Origin of the sequence: Acinetobacter larvae, from assembly GCF_001704115.1 — a bacterium.
GTDB classification, from domain to species: domain Bacteria; phylum Pseudomonadota; class Gammaproteobacteria; order Pseudomonadales; family Moraxellaceae; genus Acinetobacter; species Acinetobacter larvae.
The window spans coordinates 2,407,855-2,428,588 of the sequence record NZ_CP016895.1 but is presented as its reverse complement, the minus strand read 5'-3'; the positions used below and the strand labels follow the sequence as shown (position 1 = coordinate 2,428,588).

Genomic DNA, 20,734 nt, shown 5'->3' with positions numbered 1-20,734 from the left:
AACAATAATAAATAATAATTGACTGAGGGAAAATTGACTGTGGCGTTCGCCAAAACAAAAGAAATGCCATATTGCCAAAAAATAATTCAGTTAAAGTATTATGCAACAAGTTGCAATAATGAACCGTCGAGAAGGATTAATCATGAGCCGTCGCTATGAACATCTTTTACAGCCCTTGGACTTGGGCTTTACCCAGATAAAAAATCGTGTTGTGATGGGATCCATGCACACTGGATTAGAAGATCGTTTTTATAATTATTCTAAACTTGCTGCATATTTTGCTGAACGTGCCAAAGGCGGTGTTGGGCTATTAATTACGGGTGGGATTGCGCCAAATCGCCAAGGTTGGTTATTACCCGCGGGTGGCACCATGAATATGCTTGGTGATGTGTTGCCACATCGTTTGGTGACACGCGCCGTGCATCGCCATGGCGCTAAAATTCTCATGCAAATTTTACATGCAGGACGTTATGGATATCAGCCTTTTGTGGTATCTGCTAGCGCGATTAAGTCACCGATTTCACCGTTTAAACCGCGTAAAATGTCAGAGCGGAATATTCAGCAGACGATTGTAGATTTTGCACAATGCGCAGCATTGGCCAAAGCTGCAGGCTATGATGGTGTTGAGGTTATGGGGTCAGAAGGTTATTTAATTAACCAGTTCTTGAGTCGTCATGTGAACCAACGCCAAGATCAATGGGGCGGTGAGATTCAAAATCGTATGCGCTTTGCTGTAGAGATTGTCAAAGCGATACGTGCCAAAGTGGGTGAAAAATTTATTATTAGCTTTCGTTTGTCGATGATTGATCTGGTCAAAGATGGCAATAGCATGCAGGACGTGATAGCAGTTGCACAAGCGTTAGAGCAAGCTGGCGTGACACTGATGAATACCGGCATTGGCTGGCATGAGGCGCGTGTACCGACCATTGTGACTTCTGTGCCACGAGCCGCTTTTGTTGAATATACGGCCGAAGTCAAAAAACATTTGCGTATTCCTGTAATTGCTTCAAACCGTATCAATATGCCAGATACTGCAGAACAAATTCTAGCAACCGGTCAAGCCGATATGGTACAAATGGCACGTCCGTTGTTGGCCGATCCAGAATGGGTGAAAAAAACTGAGCAAGGTCGTGTGGATGAAATCAATACTTGCATTGCCTGTAACCAAGCTTGCTTAGACCATACCTTTAAAAATATTCGTGCCACTTGTTTGGTCAACCCGCGTGCGGCATATGAAACAGAGCTGGTTTATCGTAAAGCTAAACAACATAAACGTATTGCTGTGGTTGGTGGGGGAGTGGCTGGCATGTCAGCCGCCATGGTTGCAGCTGAACGTGGGCATCAGGTTACCTTATTTGAGGCTCGAGATGAGCTAGGTGGACAATTTAACCTTGCCAAAGTTGTACCCGGCAAAGAGGAGTTTCATCAGACTATTCGTTATTTTAAAAGCAAGATTGCCAAATTAAAAATAGAAGTCCGCCTAAATACCAAAATTAATCGTGAGCAATTACAACGCGAAGGCTTTGATGATGTGGTGGTGGCAACTGGCGTGGTACCACGTGATCTTCAATTGACTGGTCAAGCGCGGTTACGGGTTTTATCTTATGCAGATGTATTACGTGGAGCAGAAGTAGGTAAACGTGTTGCTGTGATCGGTGCAGGAGGAATTGGTTTTGATGTGGCAGAGTTTTTACTTAAACCTGAACAACAGCCACAACCACAGCCCTTAGCTCAATGGCAACGCGAATGGGGTGTAGACCGTAATGCACATTATGATTCTGCTGGCGGTTTAAGTCAGCCGCATGTTGATGCACCAATTCGTGAAATTTATTTGATGCAGCGTAAAGATACACCTTTAGGGATTGGCTTAGGAAAAACCACAGGCTGGGTACATCGTGCTCAATTGAAAAAACATGCGGTAAAAATGCTATCTGGCGTATCTTATAAACAAGTGACTGAGGAAGGGCTTTGGATTCACCATCAAGGGCATGATCAACTGCTTCGGGTCGATACCATAGTGGTCTGCGCAGGACAGGAATCGGTGCGTGATATTATGCCAGCAGAATCTCAATGGGGTAATCAAACTTATCACATTATTGGTGGTGCAAAACTGGCTGCTGAATTAGATGCCAAACGTGCGATTCGCGATGGCGCTGAACTGGCAGCGCGCTTGTAATGCTTCGCTTATAAGCAAAAATTGCTAAAAATGCTGAAACATTATGCATTCGAACGGAAAAATATAAAAATGGCTTGAAAACAAAAGCGAAGCTTTGTATTCTTGCGCACATGGAAGCGTGGCAGAGCGGTTTAATGCACCGGTCTTGAAAACCGACGAGGGTTCACGCCCTCCGTGAGTTCGAATCTCACCGCTTCCGCCAAATATCTAAAAGGGAATCACACACATCGTTTGATTCCCTTTTTCTTTGCCGTAATTTTGGCACTATTCGAAATTTTAGTAATCTCTTCTTTGTTCTTTTCTGAGTTGATCTATTTTGTATAAAAGCAATTGAGCAACAAATGAATATTGCTATTCAAATTAAGAATCAGCAGATCGAAAAGTTAAAAGGATATTAGGCTACACGCATTAATGATGCTGTAATAGACAAAATTAAAGTGGCATAAAAATTTAAACCTAGCGAACTTTGATTGGCTAGGTTTTTAATATTCGGGGGGCGAATATGAGCTTATATACAGTAGACACAATTAATAAAAAACTCAAACCATTAGACGTTACGAGACTCAGCGAACAACAGCTTACAGAGCGTTATGACTTACAAGAATGGTTAGTCAATCATCCTGAAGCATTGGGCGAAGAACTACTCATTATCCAAAAAGAATTTGATGGCTTTGATGGTACAGGCGAACGCCTAGATCTGTTGGCATTGGACACCAAAGGGCAATTGGTGCTGATTGAAAATAAACGCGATGACAGTGGGCGTGATGCTGTATGGCAGGCATTGAAATATGCGTCTTATGTTGCGCCGTTTACTTCTGATGATATTGAAGATGTTTTTGCAAAATACCTAGCTAAAAATAAACCTAGCTATCCAGATTTAGAAGTAAATGCATTTGATGCGGATCAAATGAAAAATACAGCCAAAATATTGATCGAATGTTTTTTAGAACAACATCAGGAAATGGGTGTTTCGATTACGACTTTAAACCCACGTAATAGCCAACGTATCATCTTGGTGGCAGGTGAGTTTCGCAAGGAAGTAACCAATACTGCATTGTGGTTACTTGACCGTAAGATTGATGTGAAATGTGTCAAGGTTTTGCCATATAAACTTGGCGCACAATTGTTGGTGGATATTCAGCAAATTATTCCTGTTCCTGAAGCTTCAGAATATATGGTAAGACTTACTAGAAAAGAAGATGAAGAAACTATTGCTAAAGTAAAACTAGCTGATCATACAGATATTCGCTATCAATATTGGGAGCAATTGCTTGCCCATTTTTCACAAAGCGATAATTCACTTTATAACAATATTAGCCCGAGGACTGATCATTGGCTAAGTTCGGCAACTGGTATATCGCAATGCACTTATCACCTGATTTTTCTGCAGAAAGCGATACGTGTGGATATTGAGTTTGCGAGAAAGGATGCTGCAGAGAATAAACAGATATTTGATTTCTTTTATGAGCGAAAACATGAGATTGAAAGTAAGTTTGGTCATTCACTAGATTGGCTTAGATTAGATAATAAGAAATCATCTCGTATTGAGTTTATTTTACATACTGATGGTCACAATCAAGAGTTATGGAATAATCATACTGCTTGGCATTTGGAGTATATTCAAAAGCTCGAACAAGCCTTTAAGCCATATATGAATGAAGCGTATCAAATCATTAAGTAAGAGTAATGAGGATGGCACATTCTTTGGACTGTAACTTGTTCTAAGACAATTTGATCTTGTTTAGATTTCAAGACATCTCGTTAACATTGTTGGTAATAAGCTTGTCTGGTTCTACTAAGATAACGGCAAAATAATGATTTAAACCTAGATAGAATCTATCAAAAAGTTATTTACAGAGTTCGAATCTCACCGCTTCCGCCAAATATCTAAAAGGGAATCACACACATCGTTTGATTCCCTTTTTCTTTGCCGTAATTTTGGCACTATTCGAAATTTTAGTAATCTCTTCTTTGTTCTTATCTGAATTGATCCGTTTTGTATAACCACTTTTTTATTGAATTTATTTTACAAATGACTTCAAATACGATTGTAGCGATCAAAACACCGCTCACGTTTACTAAATTCCTAATATAACCTGATATGGCTTAAATCCATCTACTACTGCCTCAGAAATTAGCTGGATAAAGCAGTCAGTTTTGCCATAAGCCATCCATTGATCTAGCGCTTCATAGTAGGCTAAGCGATTGTCGACTGTAATAACACAAGGCGGATATCCAGCTTTGAGCAACTCAAGGTTCATCAAGAGACGTGATGTGCGACCATTACCGTCAGTAAATGGATGAATACTAACAAAATCCGCATGCACTTTAGCTGCACGTTCAACAGGATGTAGCTTATATGCCTCTGAATTGTACCAATCGATAAGTTGCGCCATCTTGTCATTCAATAATGTATAGTCGGGAGGGGGCGTCGTAGCACCTGAAATCAATACGTTTTGCTGGCGATAACGTCCTGCATTGTCATCATCAATATTTTTGAGAATGAGCTGGTGGATATTTCGAATCTGCCATTCAGAAAAAGGCTCTTCTTTACGAACAATGTCCTCAACATAGTAGATAGCATTTCTATGATTGATTGCCTCGAAATGTTCTCGTAATGCTTTTCCACCAACAGTTATCCCTTCCAACACAACTTTTGTTTCTAGTAATGTAAGTGTATTGCCTTCGATTGCATTTGAATGATATGTCCAACGAATAATAAGATCTTCTTGTAGATTCTTTACAATTGCAGGAGAAAGAGGACGATACTGATCTAATTTTGCTTTTAAAGCATCAATATTTTCAAACATAATCTTGTCCCTGCAGTTTTATTCTTAAATGATACATGAAAAAAAGAAACATAAAGAATCATTGCTTAAAAAAAGGCGTTGCCACAAAGTTTGCACTATTCGAAATTTTAGCAATCTCTTCTTTTCTTGTTGGTGATTTTTCTACACTCTTTATATAAAGCTAAAAAGAATCATGTGTTAAAAAAATAGCCAAGACTAGGTTTTATTATGTTAATTTTCTAATAAACACCAATTATTTAGTATAATTAAATAATATTAATTTTTTTAAAATATTTATTATTTAACAATATTTTATCTGTTTTTTTGGATTGAAATGGTTAATTTTTATTGTAAATTGAGCAGTGCTGTAAATATATTCTAAGTAGTAATTATAAGAATTTTATGTGATTAATCATTATTGTTAAGTTAATTTACAATAGATCTTGATGATATTGCGTTAAAGTGCCAACCAGTTCGCATAAAAGTAAATTTAAGTGATTTAAAACTGGGTGTAATTGAGCATGAATAAAATATATCGCGTGGTTTGGAATGCAATGACTGGTTGTTGGGCAGTTGCCGCTGAAACGGCTAAAACCAAGTCTAAATCTAATTCTAGAAGTTTAACCGTTACAGCATGTAGTCTGATGGGTGCTATTTTAATTTCTACCGATGCTATGGCAAATTTATCCTTAGATGGTGGAAAGGCTGAAGGTACTGGAACAATTGCAATTGGACGCAGTGCTGTTGCGGGTTCAACACAAAAAAATGCTAATGAATCCATTGCAATCGGTGTTGATGCTATTGCTGATGGCGATCAATCTATTGCATTGGGCGCTAATACTCGAGCTTCTGGTCGTTCAGCGGTGGCGATTGGTGGTGATGATGTCGATAAGCTGGCACAAGATGCCACCTTAAGTAAAAAATATACCAGCATTACGGGTGGAAAATTACAATCAGGTAACTACCAAAATACAACTGCAAAAGAGGGATCAACTGCAGTAGGCGTACAAGCATTTGCAACAGGTGACTTTTCATCAGCATATGGTTTGACGTCGAAAGCAACAGGCGATGTTGCATCTGCTTTTGGTGTAATGGCAACGGCGACGGCTAAAGGTGCAACTGCAGTCGGTAGTGTATCGACAGCCAGTGCGGATGGTGCTACAGCAATAGGGATGAATAGTACGGCTTCAGGTAAAAATGCAGTGGCTATTGGTGCTGGTAATGCTGCCGGTCAGGGAGCACAGGCATTGGCAGATCGTGCGGTTTCAATCGGTTTTCAGTCTAAAGCCAGTTTGGCTTCAACGATAGCCATAGGCGCAGATAGTTTGGTTTCTGTTGCTGGTGGCACTGCTTTGGGTACCGAGAGCCGCGTTAATGGACAAAATGGTCTGGCGCTAGGGACCGCTGCACAAGTGACACAAAATAATGCTGTGGCTTTAGGTGCTTCGGCAAATACTGTGACCAATGCAACAGCGGAAAATCAGGCAGATGTTGCTGGAATAAGTTATCAAGGTTTTGCAGGTCAAGCCAAAGACAGTGGTATGCAAGTTTCTGTTGGGCGTCAAGGTCAAGAGCGACAAATTAAGAACCTTGCGGCAGGTGCGGTTCATGCAAATAGTACGGATGCCATCAATGGTAGCCAACTCTATGCAACCCAAAAGGTATTGGGAAATTTAGCCACCAGTAATATTCAATATTTAGGTGGGAATAGCAAACTAAATCAAGATGGTACCATTAGCTATAGCAATATTGGTGGTACTGGTAAAAATACCGTGGATGCAGCGATTGCCACCTTAAATACCAGCAGTAAAGCCGCAAAAACACAGGTTGTAGCAGGTGATAATATTGTTGTGACAGAGGAACTGGGCAACGATGGGCAAAGTATTTATCAGGTAAAAACCGCAAAAGATGTGAGCTTTGATCAGATCAAGTTGGGTGAAACCAGCATAGATGCGAGTGGTATTCGTATTGATCAAGGACCAAGTGTAAGCGTTGCCGGCATAGACGCTGCAAATAAAAAAATTAACAATGTTGCAGCAGCAGAGCTTGCAGCAGATTCAAAAGATGCCGTGAATGGTAGTCAATTATTTGAGACCAATCAAAACTTAAATCGTGTGACCAATACCGCCAACGATGCATTAAAAGAAGCAGCTAAACATACGACAGTTGTGGCTGGTGACAATGTAGAGATCAGTGAAGCGGTTAATGCAGCAGGCGGCAAAGAATATACGGTAAAAACCGCAAAAGATGTAAGCTTTGATCAGATCAAGTTGGGTGAAACCAGCATAGATGCGAGTGGTATTCGTATTGATCAAGGACCAAGTGTAACCGTTGCCGGCATAGACGCTGCAAATAAAAAAATTAACAATGTTGCAGCAGCAGAGCTTGCAGCAGATTCAAAAGATGCCGTGAATGGTAGTCAATTATTTGAGACCAATCAAAACTTAAATCGTGTGACCAATACCGCCAATGATGCATTAAAAGAAGCGGCTAAACATACGACAGTTGTGGCGGGTGACAATGTAGAAGTCAGTGAAGCGGTTAATGCAGCAGGCGGCAAAGAATATACGGTAAAAACTGCAAAAGATGTAAGCTTTGATCAGATCAAGTTGGGTGAAACCAGCATAGATGCGAGTGGTATTCGTATCGATCAAGGACCAAGTGTAACCGTTGCCGGCATAGACGCTGCAAATAAAAAAATTAACAATGTTGCAGCAGCAGAGCTTGCAGCAGATTCAAAAGATGCCGTGAATGGTAGTCAATTATTTGAGACCAATCAAAACTTAAATCGTGTGACCAATACCGCCAACGATGCATTAAAAGAAGCGGCTAAACATACGACAGTTGTGGCGGGTGACAATGTAGAAGTCAGTGAAGCGGTTAATGCAGCAGGCGGCAAAGAATATACGGTAAAAACCGCAAAAGATGTAAGCTTTGATCGTGTTCATGTGGGTGCAGTGCAGATCGATAAAGACAGTCAAAGCATTACGGGGCTGGCTAATACTACATTGACCGGAGATGATTTTGCGAGCAAAGGGCGCGCCGCCACTGAAGAGCAATTAAAATTAGTCCGTGATGCAGCACAGCAAACAGATGGTTTTGCTGTTAAATATCAGCCAAATAAAGATGGTAGTGTAAATTACGATCAGGTTGTTCTAGCTGGGAAAACAATCGAAGCTAGCCCTGAGGCGGGTAGTAACCGCATTCAGACGACGGGCGGTACTCAAATCAGTAATTTGGCAAGCGCAGGTGATTATCGCAAAGTCGAAAATGCTGGGAATGCTGTTAATGCCGCTGATTTAAATAATGCCGTGTTAGATACCAGTAAAACGCTTAGTCAAAAAGGGCTAAATTTTGTTGGTAATGATGGTCAGACGATTCATAAAAATCTATCTGAAACCCTGCAGATCGTTGGTGGTTTGGCGCAAGATAAAGCAGCAAGCGCTGAAAATATTAAAACAGTCAATCAGGATGGAACATTAGCAATTCAATTGGCAACAAATCTAACTGGACTTGAGTCGCTCAGTGTTGAGGATGGGAAAGGCAATAAAACCTACACCACGGCGTCATCGACAAAGATCAAAGATGTGTTGGGCAATACAACATCAATGCTGGCAAGTGGCACAGTTGTTGAAAATATTGCAGGTGATCGCAGTACTGTTACCGCGGGTGTGGTCAATATTAAAGATGCCAAGGGAACGACTATTATCAATGGTTCTGGTGTTAACTTGGTTGATGGTCCACGTTTTACCCGAGAAGCCATAGATGTTGCTGGTCATAAAATTAATAATGTTGCAGCGGGTACAGCAGACAGCGACGCGGTCAATGTAAAACAGTTGCAAGAAGTCAAAAATACGGCTGAAAAAGGTTGGTTGTTGAGTACCAATCAAGGTGCAGCAAATCCAGTAAAACCAGGCGATCGTGTTGACTTTCAAGGTGATGAAAATATTCGCGTCAGTAATCAGGGCAACGATGTTAAGGTTACTTTAAATAAAGACTTGGCTGTAGATCGTATTCGTCTTGAAGATGAAGAAGGTCATCAAACCATACTCGATAAAACCGGTAGTAAAGTAAAAAATGCTGCTGGTGATGAAAGCTTTTATGGTGCTCAAGGCATTGTGATTAAAGATAAAGACGGTCAACAAAGCATTCTAAATCAAGACGGTCTTAGCTTTGTTCGCGTAGATGGCACACTAGGACCAAGCATCAGTGTCAATGGGATTAATGCTGGGTATAGCAAGATTATCAATGTGCAAAATGGTGTGATTGCCAAAGATTCCCAAGATGCGGTGAATGGTGGGCAAATACATGATATTGCAACCAGTATTAGCAATGTTATCGGCGGTAATAGTCACGTCAATACCGATGGTTCAATGAGCGCAAATAATATCGGCAACACAGGTAAAAATAATATTCACGAAGCAATCGATAGTATTCGCAAAGATGCTGCATCGGCTAATCAGGGCTGGGATATTGCCACCGATAATGGCAAAACGAGTACCGTCAAACCAGGCAATACGCTCAATATAAATGGTGATGCGGATAAAAATATTACGGTTTCCAATAATGGCAATAACGTTACTGTTGAATTGGCAAAAGACATTCAAGTCGATAGCGTAAAAGCAGGTAATAGCACACTCAACGATCAAGGTTTAACGATTGGTGAAGATGTTAGCATTAATAAAGATGGTTTAAATATTGCAGGTGGTCCAAGCATTAATAAATCTGGTATAGATGCTGGTGATAAAGTCGTTCGTGGTGTTGGCAGTGGTTTAGTCGACAGTAATGGTAAAGCAACGGATTTAGCCAATGCCAATGGTAATAATGCCGTAAACATTGATGATTTGCGCAACTCTGTAAACAGTGCAGCGGCGGCTGCAAAAACAGAAGTGAAATCTGCAGATAATAATTTATCGGTGAATAACATCGGACCCGGTAAAAATGGTCAGAGTATTTATGAGATTGCACTTGCCAAAGATTTAAATGTCAATAGCGTGACATTGGGTGACACACATCTTAGTCAGGATGGTTTAAAAATCGGTCAAGATGGACCAAGTATCAGCAAGAGTGGTATTGATGCGGGTCAGCAAAAAGTAACAGGAGTCGCAGATGCCACGATTGCTCAAGGTTCTCAAGATGCTGTGAATGGTGGTCAGCTTCACGCACAAGCTGAAGGGGTCAAAAATATTATTGGTGGTAATACGAGCTATGATGCAAAAACGGGTACGTATACCAATAATAATATTGGGGGAACCGGTCAAAACAATATTCATGATGCCATCGGTACACTAAATGGCACAGTGAATAATATAGGCGATCAAATTACCAATCTTGGTGATCGGATGGAACAGGTATTTTACGATACCAATAAACATATCGATAAAGTTGAGAAAAAAGCCAATGCGGGTATTGCTGCCGCGATGGCCATGGAAAGCGCACCTTTTGTCGCGGGTAAATATACCTATGCCGCTGGTGCAGCATATCATGGTGGAGAAAACGCTATCGGTATAACTTTACGGAAAACATCTGATAATGGTCGTTGGTCTATTACGGGCGGTGTTGCAGCGGCATCACAAGGCGATCCAAGTGTGCGCATCGGGATCAGCGGTGTGATTGATTAAGCTTAAACCTATAGAGAAACAGCAAAAACCGGCTGTTTCTCGGTCACCATGTGAAGAGTACAGACTATGAAGAATATTGTTAAAATCCTATCGATGAGTATCTTGGCGAGTGTATCGATGGCAAACTACGCCAAGTCCAATAGTGCAAATCAAGCTTTTCCAGAATTGAAAAAAAGCTATTTAAAACAAGTAAATCGTTATGAATACGATGATGTTGCACGTTTGAGTACCGGCTTAACCAAGGATCAATTCCGTCATGTGTTGGGTAATCCACATTTTAATGAAGGTCTATTTGGCGTTAAAACCTGGAATTATGTGATGGATATTCGTATGCCTAATACGCAAGAATATAAACGCTGCCAGTTACGTATTGATTTTGCCAAAGATGGATTGTCTGAGAATATGGCTTGGAATGGGCGAGATTGTGAAACGTTTATTTATCCAGAATCCAATCGCGTGGCAGTTGCAGCAACGCCTGCAACTGAAATTTTAAACTTAAGTGGTGATGCCTTATTTCAGTTTAATGGCGGAGCATTAAATGATTTACTCCCACAAGGTCAACGCGAGTTGCAAAATATCACACAACGTATTCAATCTGAATATGCCAATATTAATCGTATTCATTTGATTGGTCATAGCGACCGCATCGGTGCTGATGGTTATAATTATGCATTGGGATTACAGCGTGCGCAAAGCATTAAACAATATTTGCAAGCACAAGGAATACCTGAACAAACCATGATTATTGCCAGTGCGGGTAAATATCAGCCTGTGAGTCAGGGCTGTGAACATCTGCATGCTGGTCCTGCTTTGAAATCTTGTTTACAAGCTGACCGTCGTGTTAGCGTTGAAATTACCGGCATGAAACGCTAAGCATTGGGTAATATTTGCCGAAAGTATTCACCGCAAAAAAACCTACTGTAAATATGCAGGAGGTTTTTACACTGAGAGAATGGTTTTATATTTTAAATCAGTGCAATTAATTGCCTTCATTTCATGATTATCTGAATAAAAACTGCATAAAAAAACTGGTGCCGAGGCACCAGTTTTTGGGTCTTTATATTGTTATACGGTTATAGCATCACTTTAAATTGCGGTTAAAGCGGTATTGAATGTTGCGCTTGGACGCATGACTGCACTGACTTTGTTTTGGTCGACTAGGTAATAACCACCGATATCGGCCGCTTTACCTTGTACAGCAGAAAGTTCAGCAATAATTTTTTGCTCATTTTCAGCCAAAGTTTTCGCTAAGTTTGCAAATTTAGCTTTTAATTCAGCATCTTCATCTTGAGCTGCCAAGGCTTCTGCCCAATACAATGAAAGATAGAAATGGCTACCGCGGTTATCCAATTCACCCGTACGACGTGATGGTGATTTGTTATTATCGAGCAATTTACCTGTCGCTTGATCTAAGGTTTTTGCCAATAATTTTGCGCGGTTATTGTTTTCTTTAATACCAAGTTCTTCGAGTGAAACCGCAAGTGCTAAGAATTCACCCAGTGAATCCCAACGTAAGTGGTTTTCTTCGACCAATTGCTGTACGTGTTTTGGCGCAGAACCACCAGCACCAGTTTCGTACATGCCACCACCCGCCATTAATGGCACGATAGAAAGCATTTTTGCAGAAGTACCAAGTTCCATAATTGGGAATAAGTCTGTGAGATAGTCACGTAAAATATTACCTGTTACAGAGATGGTATCTAAACCACGTGCTACACGCTCAAGGGTATAACGCATTGCACGTACTTGAGACATGATTTGAATATCTAGACCGTCGGTATCGTGGTCTTGCAGATATTTTTGAACTTTTTTAATCAGTTCATTTTCATGTGGACGGTATGGGTCTAACCAGAAAATAGCTGGCATACCAGAGTTACGAGCACGGGTTACAGCCAATTTAACCCAATCACGGATGGGTGCATCTTTGACTTGGCACATACGCCAGATGTCGCCTTCTTCCACAGTTTGAGACATGAGTACTTCACCTGTCTCAATATCAGTGATATTGGCCACACCCGCTTCAGGGATTTCAAACGTCTTATCGTGAGAACCGTATTCTTCAGCTTTTTGCGCCATCAAACCAACGTTCGGTACTGTACCCATGGTTCGAGGATCAAAATTACCATTCCATTTACAGAAATTGATCATTTCTTGATAGATACGCGCAAAAGTAGATTCTGGCATTACGGCTTTACAGTCGTACTGTTTACCGTCAGCACCCCACATTTTACCACCGCCACGAATCATAGCGGGCATAGATGCATCGACAATAATATCGTTAGGTGAATGGAAGTTGGTAATGCCTTTGGCAGAATCCACCATGGCTAAAGCAGGGCGGTGTTCTTGGCATGCATGTAGATCACGAATGATTTCATCACGTTGTGATTCAGGTAAGGTTGCGATCTTTTCATATAAGACCGACATCCCGTTATTGACATTAATGCCGAGCTCATCAAATAACTTGCCATGTTTTTCGAAAGCATCTTTGTAGTAGATTTTAACGCAGTGACCAAATACGATTGGATGCGAAACTTTCATCATGGTCGCTTTAACGTGTAAAGAGAATAAGATGCCTGCTTCACGGCAATCATCAAGTTCCTGTTCATAGAATTCGCAGAGCGCTTTCTTACTCATGAACATTGAATCGATGATTTCGCCATCTAGTAAAGCAACTTTTTCTTTAAATACGATGCTATTACCACTGTTGCCAATCAATTCCATCTTGACGTTACGCGCACGATCAAGTGTTATTGATTTTTCACCGTGATAGAAATCGCCGTGATCCATATGAGAAACATGGGTTTGTGACCATTGTTTCCATTCATTCATTGAATGAGGATTTTTCTTGGCGAAGTTTTTGACAGCTGTTGGTGCACGGCGGTCAGAGTTTCCTTCACGTAAAACAGGGTTTACAGCAGAACCGAGACATTTGCCATAACGTGTCTTAATGGTTTTTTCTTGTTCTGTCGTTGGATTTTCAGGGTAATCAGGAATTGCATAGCCCTTAGATTGCAACTCTTTAATGCACGACATTAATTGAGAAACGGAAGCACTGATATTTGGGAGCTTGATAATATTGGTATCTGGATCCTGAGTAAGGCGTCCCAATGTTGCGAGATTATTTGATACCTTTTGTTCGTCGCTGAGATAGTCATTGAATTCAGCTAACACACGTGCGGCAACAGAGATGTCTGTTTTAACGATGTCGACATCTGCCGTTTTTGTAAAGGTCTCAATAATCGGCAGTAGCGAATAGGTCGCCAACAGAGGTGCCTCATCGGTCAGTGTGTAAATGATTGTTGATTTTCCACCAGTCACATATAGCCCCTTGCGTTAGATTGAGTTTTTTAGGAACCAAAAATACAGTTCCTGCAAACCGATTTGCTTAAGTAAAATATAGAGAGTATCAGCCTACATCCTACCACAGTCAATGACATAACATTTAATATTGTCTTGACTGAAAATTGATATAGATCAGTATTTTTACCTGTACCAATACTCCTATCCAGAGGTCGTGTTGATGACAGCATGTTGCTTATATTGATGCAATATCACCGCTGTTTTCACAGACCAGTTGACCTCTATTCAACGAGGTCTTATGTGTGTAAATGCCATTTAGTCGGCGTTGGATCATTGATCTATGTGATTCAAAAAACAACGACACGTATCTAGCAGTTACGATAATGAACAGTCTACCATGAGCAAAAGACAAAAGATTTACAGGATTGATCGGATTGCTGTTGACATGATTCAATTGAGCAAAATACTGGCAAATTCCTCCAAAATAGCTTTAGAAATACGATGCGATACAGAGCTTAAATGACCTGCTGAGAGCGAGTTGTACTCGAAAAGTGTATCAAGCAGATATCGGACTTTAGCCTTCATTGTCCATGATGCTATGCCGTTCATCATGATAGCTTTCCTCTGTATGACCTTGTTTCCAATAAGGAACTGCGTACAAATTGCTTTTGTTGATCTGATATTGTGTTCTGAGTATGTTTCTTAAATTGACGACACGATTGTTTTCACCTGCTAAGGAGACAGAAATACTGAGCTTTTCCCAATCCAGTTGTGCTAAAGCCGCTGCAATTTGCGCTTCAATATCTTGTGCATTTTGCAGCCAATGAATTTTGATCCCCTGCGGATGCTGTAAATTTTGCTGATCATCCGCATGCTCGATTTCGATCCAGACTTCACCTTGAGCACCCTGATTAAGCTGTTCTAATGAGGCTGCAATCATTGGCAGTGCAGATAAATCACCAATAAAAATAAAGTAATCGGCTGCAGGATTAAATCGCGCAGGACCACCCGGTCCAGCTAAACCAAGGATGTCACCCTTTTGAGCACAGCTTGCCCAATGTGCTGCAATACCAAATGCTTCATGGCGGACAAAATCAACCACCAGCAATTGTTCAGACTGGTCAAAGTTTCGAACAGTATAGGTCCGTGTAATCGGTTTTTTACCATCAGGCCAAGTGACTTTGCCCAGCTCATTTTTATAGGGTAGCGCTGGTATGAGGTGTTGTTGTTCGGGGAAAAATAATTTGATATGTGCGCCACCAGTATGCGGTGGAAAACTTGAGAAATCATCACTTGAAAAATAAATGCGTTGCATATTGGGGGAAAGCTGTATGGAGGATTGCACCTGGATATGCCGTGGTAAAGTATTACTCGATTTAGCCATTATTTAATCTTCTATGCTTGGTCTGATATTTAAATAAAAACAGTATATTCAATTACTTTATCCTTTGGTGGCTGTTGTTGCAATATGGGTGATAATAAATTACATTTGCAAATGATAATTATTACTTAAAACGATATTTCTAATTTCAATGGTACGGATATGCAAGCAATCAATAGTATGCAAGAAATAAGCACATTACAGCCACTCACTAGAGCACAACAAAGTATGTATTTAGGTCATCATTACCACGGTAGTTTGCCTTTTCATACTGCAGAATGGTTGGTCATTGATGGACCATTGCTGCGAGAGATCTTCCATCAAGCGGTATTTTTAACATTCAAGGAAGCCAAGGCATTACATTGGCGAGTGGTTGAACAAGATGGTCAGTTTTATCGTAAAGATGATGTCGCTGTTCAGGCGGCAGGTTTTATTGATTTATCGCATTACAACGAACAAGAACTAAATAATTGGCTTGAACAACAGGTTGTACCCGCTTTTGATCCAATGATAGGGCATTTATATGACTATACTTTTGTGCATTTAGCTAAACAGCGCTACGGACTATTTTTTAGAGCCCATCATATGGCTTTAGATGGTTATGCTTATGGACTGCTAATTAGTCGTTTTATTGATTATTATCAATCTCTTAAAAATAATACTGCATTGCAGAATAAAGCTTTCGAGCATTATGATAAATATATTCCAGAAGAACAAAATTATATTCAATCGGCACAAGCAGAAGTTGATTTAAATTTTTGGAAACAAAATTATTCAGGTGCATTGGCGCCAAAGAAAAGACTGAAACGGCGTTTGAATGATCCATTTACTCAAGGTTATCGCTTTGAAGCGGTTATTCCATTGCCGCAACAGCAACAGTTAAATGCCTTGGCTGCTGAATTAAAATTACCCAGTGCATTGATTGTGATGGCTGTTTTTATGGGCTATATGGCATTACAGCAAAATGATCAACAGCTATGTTTTGGCATACCGGTGTTGGCGCGTTTAGGTACTTCGGCAATGCGTACCCCTTGTTTGACCATGAATATTTTGCCACTCAGGCTTGCTGCGCAAGGAACGGAAAACTTAACTGAAATTGTGCAGCTCTTGGCCGCTCGTTTTGCCGAAATGAGACCGCATCAAAAAAGTTATTTTGAACAGATACGTTTTGTATTGGATGACTTTGAACCTTTTAACAATATTTTATTTGGACCCGTGGTGAACTGGATTCCATTTCCGCTACCAGAGTTTTTTGAAGGATGCCACCTAAAGAAAACCACCATTTCTGCAGGACCGATTGAAGATTTTGATATGGCAATTACCAACAAAATGCTCAATGGTCAGGAGCGTTTATATTTAGCAATGGATGGGCATCCTGAGCTCTATTGTGTGGAAAGTTTGGCAGAATATTGGCATGATTTTATGCGCATGCTGAGCTTATGGTTAACTGAGCCCAGCACAATGCTGCAGGAATTTGAATTGAATAAAGCGCTGCCAGACTAACACTGGCGCTGCTTTAGCTCGGCTTACTCCGTATTCTCTAGTTGGTTTTTTAGCCTACACGCCTAAGGTTGCGCCGCCATCGACGACAAGTTCATGCATTGTGATGTGCTTGGCTTGGTCAGACAGTAAAAATAACACGGCATCGGCAATGTCTTCTGGCTCTGCAATTCTTTGCAACGGAATACCAGTACGATATTGCTCAAGATTACCTTGAATAATACTGGCAGGTGGTTGTGCGTCGGACCAAAGTTGACGTTGCATCTGGGTGAGGGTAGAGCCCGGTAATACTAAATTGCAGCGGATGCCATGTGGAGCCAATTCCAGCGCAAGATTTTTAAAATAATGGCTAACAACAGCTTTTGTTGTTGCATATAGTCCCATGCCTAATCTTGGAACCAATGCTGCATTGGAGCCGATACTGACAATTGTCCCGGCTTTATGCGCTAGCATTTGTTGTGCAACCCATTGGCTGAGCTGAGCGGGTCCAAGAAAGTTGGTGTCTAGATTATGCAACCATTGTTCACGGGTGCTGTCGAGTAAGCTGCCCATTTGCAAAATGCCCGCTGCATTGACCAGCCCATAGATTGGATAGTGTGCGAACTTTGCGTGTTTGAGTTTTTCGATTAACGCTGAGGTGTGCTGAATGTCGCCACTGATCGCTTCAAAATTGCTGCGTTTCGAGGCGTCTAGTTTTTGCATAATTTCCCATTCATCTGTCTCGGGATGAAGATCGATTCCGATCACCATGTGACCTTGTGCAAGTAGTTTTTCTGCGATGGCTGCACCAATGCCTTGTGCTGCACCCGTAATAATAAATAAGTGTGACATTTTTAAACCTTTATAGTTTAACGAAAAAATAGTTTAACAAAAATTAACGATAATCATTTTTATTTGAAAATAATAACCATTATAGTTTTACAGTTCAATGACTTTAGAATGACTTTAGATTGGTAATTTTAAGTTAAAAGAATTGTGCTTGATCACACCATCACTGATGGATATGAGAGAAAAATATGTTAGCAACAGAAATAGATGCATTCAAAAATGTCATCGGGATTAAAAGAGAAGAATTATTTGTCGAAAATCTAGCGGGCTTTGTATTTGCTTCACCAACGGGGATGATATCGAGTAAAAAAATTATCCAGAATATAGATTTTTGTAGAAATCAGGATTTAAATTTTTTACAGCAACAACAAACATGGTTAGATCAAGCGAAGCAGCAGCTACAAGATCAGATCAAAGCATGCTCAAATACAGAGTTGATTATTGTGGGGAGCTTAGCATTTGATACCCGTGATTTACCGGAGTTGTCTATTGCTGAAGCTAAAAATACTTATTTAGCCGATGCTGCCAAAGGCGAGCATAACAACGCTTTTCATCTCGGCAGTGTTGAAGCAAAACTACTGCCACAACATGCAGAATATGTTGGTGGCGTACAAAAATTAGTAGATCTCATGCAAAATACAGCATTAAAAAAAGCTGTATTAGCACGGGTGGTAGATTTAACAGTCACAGAGAAAATTAATATCCTGCAATTGTTTTATCGCCTATACCAAGCCAATCCTGAGGGATATACCTTTGCATATGCGCAAAACCCCACACATCATGGCTGGTTTATGGGGGCGAGTCCTGAACTGTTGGTGGCTAAACAAAATGCAAATGTTTTTAGCCAGCCCGTTGCAGGAACACTCATCCGAAGCGAAGATGCAACGGAAGATAAATTACAAGCCGAACGACTTTTAGCATCGAGCAAAGATCAAAGTGAACACCGTTTAGTGATTGAAAGTATTGCTGATTTGCTTACACCATTCTGTAAAGAACTGCATATTCCCAAAAAACCCTCCTTGATCAAAACGCAAACGCTATGGCATTTGGCGACATCAATCCAAGGCAAATTAAAAGATCCAGAACTGCATGTTTTTGATTTGGTTTCTGTTTTACACCCAACACCCGCCGTCTGTGGCGCGCCTGCGCAACTGGCAAGAGCCTTAATATCAGAGCTCGAACCTTTCCAGCGCAATCTATTTGCGGGCACCATGGGTTGGAGTGATGCATATGGCAATGGTGCTTGGTCGGTTAACGTTCGTTGTGGGCGTATACATGATCAGTTTGCACGGCTTTATGCCGGGGCAGGCATTGTTGAAGCATCCAAACCAGAACTGGAACTAGATGAAACAGCAGCAAAATTTAAAACCATGCTGAATGCCTTAGGTCTAAATACTGAACAATTGATTTTTACTGAATAATTGATTTTTACTGAATAATATAACAAGGGTTTTCCCATGTCAGATCATGCGTTAATGGATTCAAAACTGTGGGATGGTATTGTGCAATACCCAGCCGAATTCGTAGAGCAATACATTGCCAAGGGCTATTGGCTTGGACTGAGTATGAGTCATTTTTTAAATGATTGTGTACGCAAATATGCAGATCATTGCGCCATTATTTGTGGTGCTGAAAGTCTTCGTTACAGCGAATTAAAACAGAAAGTTGATCAGTTTGCTGTTTATTTAGCAAAAAAAGGGTATCAGGCTGGTGATAATCTTGTGATTCAACTGCCAAATATCACTGAATTTTTCATTGCATATTTCGCTTCTATTCATTTGGGTATGCGCCCGATTATGAGTTTACCTGCACATCGCCACGCTGAGCTGAGTCATTTTATTCAACAAACTGAGGCGAAACTTTATATCTGTGCGGATCATTATCTCGGTTTTGATTATCGGACACAGGCCAGAACCTGTCAGCAACGTTGCCCAAGTCTAAAACAAGTGATTGTAGTGGGTGACGATGCCGAAGAGTTTGATGCCTGGCCAGACACATCTTCATTTTCAAATCAGTATGTTGCCGAGCCAGCCATTAGCGCACGGCATGTTGCTTTTTTTCAACTCTCTGGTGGCAGTACTGGAACGCCGAAATTGATTCCCAGAACGCACGATGACTATTTATATAGTGTGCGTGCAAGTGCTGAAATCTGCCAGTTGGACGCAAAGAGCAAAATGTTGATGGTTTTACCCGTCGCCCATAATTTTAGTTTAAGTTCCGCAGGTTCATTGGGGCTATTTTATGCTGGAGGAACTTTAGTTCTCGCCAAAGATCCCTCACCCAATACCTGTTTTAACTTAATTGAAAAGTACCAAATTAGTCATGTTGCCTTGGTTCCAGCATTGGCCGCAAAGTGGCTTGCGACCGTGCAACAGGGGGCTCACAATATTTTTGCCGATTTGAAGCTTTTACAAGTCGGCGGTGCACGGTTGGCCGATGCTTTGGCACGGCAATTGATTGAAGAATATGGCTGTCGTTTACAACAAGTCTTTGGTATGGCTGAGGGGTTGGTGAATTACACCCGATATAACGATTCGATTGAAACCATCATTGCCACTCAAGGCAGCAGAATCAGCCCTGGTGACGAAATTAAGATAGTGGATGATGCAGATCAGGAGCTGGCAATTGGGCAAGTTGGACATTTATTAACACGTGGTCCATATACTATTCGGGGCTATTTTAAAGCTGATGCGCATAACAGCAAAGCATTTACCAAGGATGGGTTCTATCGAACGGGTGATCTGGTACGCATGACCGCAGATGGAAATATCATTGTCGAAGGTCGCAGTAAAGATCAGATCAATCGTGGCGGAGAAAAAATAGCCACCGAGGAGGTAGAACAAGTCCTGAACCAACATCCTCAGGTGATTCAATCTGCATTAGTGTCAATGCCAGATGAGATGCTCGGTGAAAAAAGCTGTGCTTTTATTCAATGGCGCAAAAGTAATGAAGACCCAAGTCTGACCCGACTGAGCATGCAGCTTCGTCAATATGTCAAAAATGCCGGTTTAGCGACTTTTAAAATACCTGATTATATTGAGCTTGTTGATGATATGCCTTATACGGCTTTGGGTAAGATCGATAAGAAAACATTAAGACAACGTCTAGTGACCAAACATTAAATTCATCTCTCATGGGG

The 20,734-nt window shown here is 40.9% G+C and carries 11 protein-coding genes, 1 tRNA gene and 2 pseudogenes; 8 read left to right on the top strand and 6 right to left on the bottom strand.

What is annotated here, in order from left to right; genetic code table 11:
• Positions 1–142: 142 nt before the first annotated feature.
• Positions 143–2,176 (top strand): NADPH-dependent 2,4-dienoyl-CoA reductase, encoded by a 2,034-nt coding sequence (locus BFG52_RS10890; protein ID WP_067555949.1) that lies wholly within the window; start codon positions 143–145, stop codon positions 2,174–2,176.
• Between the two features lie 112 nt (positions 2,177–2,288).
• Positions 2,289–2,378, top strand: a tRNA-Ser gene (locus tag BFG52_RS10885).
• 16 nt (positions 2,379–2,394) lie between these two features.
• On the opposite strand, the pseudogene BFG52_RS17445 reads toward BFG52_RS10885, so the two are convergent.
• Positions 2,395–2,487 (bottom strand): annotated as a pseudogene (locus tag BFG52_RS17445) (tyrosine-type recombinase/integrase); the annotation flags it as partial.
• 191 nt (positions 2,488–2,678) lie between these two features.
• Here BFG52_RS17445 and BFG52_RS10880 point away from each other — a divergent pair.
• Positions 2,679–3,857, top strand: coding sequence for a DUF4268 domain-containing protein (locus tag BFG52_RS10880; RefSeq protein ID WP_067555946.1), 1,179 nt, complete (start codon positions 2,679–2,681; stop codon positions 3,855–3,857).
• 217 nt (positions 3,858–4,074) lie between these two features.
• Here the strand turns inward: BFG52_RS10880 and BFG52_RS17440 are convergent.
• Both BFG52_RS17440 and BFG52_RS10875 read right to left on the bottom strand, forming a co-directional pair.
• Positions 4,075–4,179: pseudogene (locus BFG52_RS17440) on the bottom strand (tyrosine-type recombinase/integrase); the annotation flags it as partial.
• Between the two features lie 75 nt (positions 4,180–4,254).
• Positions 4,255–4,986, bottom strand: coding sequence for a Fic family protein (locus BFG52_RS10875; protein ID WP_067555942.1), 732 nt, complete (start codon positions 4,984–4,986; stop codon positions 4,255–4,257).
• A gap of 500 nt (positions 4,987–5,486) precedes the next feature.
• Here BFG52_RS10875 and BFG52_RS10870 point away from each other — a divergent pair, with 500 nt between their 5' ends.
• Both BFG52_RS10870 and BFG52_RS10865 read left to right on the top strand, forming a co-directional pair.
• Positions 5,487–10,586: an ESPR-type extended signal peptide-containing protein gene (locus BFG52_RS10870; RefSeq protein ID WP_067555938.1), complete on the top strand. Its 5,100-nt coding sequence runs from the start codon at positions 5,487–5,489 to the stop codon at positions 10,584–10,586.
• 66 nt (positions 10,587–10,652) lie between these two features.
• A complete protein-coding gene (locus tag BFG52_RS10865) occupies positions 10,653–11,459 on the top strand; it encodes an OmpA family protein (protein ID WP_067555935.1) in 807 nt (268 codons plus the stop codon).
• A 213-nt stretch (positions 11,460–11,672) separates the two neighbouring features.
• On the opposite strand, the gene BFG52_RS10860 is transcribed toward BFG52_RS10865, so the two are convergent.
• Together BFG52_RS10860 and BFG52_RS10855 are read right to left on the bottom strand one after the other, a co-directional pair.
• Positions 11,673–13,904, bottom strand: a complete 2,232-nt coding sequence (locus BFG52_RS10860; protein ID WP_067555933.1) for an NADP-dependent isocitrate dehydrogenase — start codon at positions 13,902–13,904, stop codon at positions 11,673–11,675.
• Between the two features lie 556 nt (positions 13,905–14,460).
• Positions 14,461–15,270 carry a siderophore-interacting protein gene (locus BFG52_RS10855; RefSeq protein ID WP_067555930.1) on the bottom strand — a complete coding sequence of 270 codons (810 nt, stop codon included), beginning with the start codon at positions 15,268–15,270 and terminating at the stop codon, positions 14,461–14,463.
• Positions 15,271–15,429: 159 nt separating this feature from the next.
• On the opposite strand from BFG52_RS10855, the gene BFG52_RS10850 reads away from it, so the two are divergent.
• Positions 15,430–16,770 (top strand): condensation domain-containing protein, encoded by a 1,341-nt coding sequence (locus BFG52_RS10850; protein WP_228703743.1) that lies wholly within the window; start codon positions 15,430–15,432, stop codon positions 16,768–16,770.
• A gap of 54 nt (positions 16,771–16,824) precedes the next feature.
• On the opposite strand, the gene BFG52_RS10845 is transcribed toward BFG52_RS10850, so the two are convergent.
• Positions 16,825–17,598, bottom strand: a complete 774-nt coding sequence (locus BFG52_RS10845; RefSeq protein ID WP_067555927.1) for an SDR family oxidoreductase — start codon at positions 17,596–17,598, stop codon at positions 16,825–16,827.
• Between the two features lie 185 nt (positions 17,599–17,783).
• Here BFG52_RS10845 and BFG52_RS10840 point away from each other — a divergent pair, with 185 nt between their 5' ends.
• Together BFG52_RS10840 and BFG52_RS10835 are read left to right on the top strand one after the other, a co-directional pair.
• The gene (locus BFG52_RS10840; RefSeq protein WP_067555924.1) at positions 17,784–19,016 is read left to right on the top strand and encodes an isochorismate synthase; all 1,233 of its coding nucleotides are present in this window, start codon (positions 17,784–17,786) and stop codon (positions 19,014–19,016) included.
• Between the two features lie 36 nt (positions 19,017–19,052).
• On the top strand, positions 19,053–20,717 hold the full coding sequence (locus tag BFG52_RS10835) for a (2,3-dihydroxybenzoyl)adenylate synthase (protein ID WP_407639201.1): 1,665 nt from the start codon (positions 19,053–19,055) through the stop codon (positions 20,715–20,717).
• Positions 20,718–20,734 lie beyond the last annotated feature (17 nt).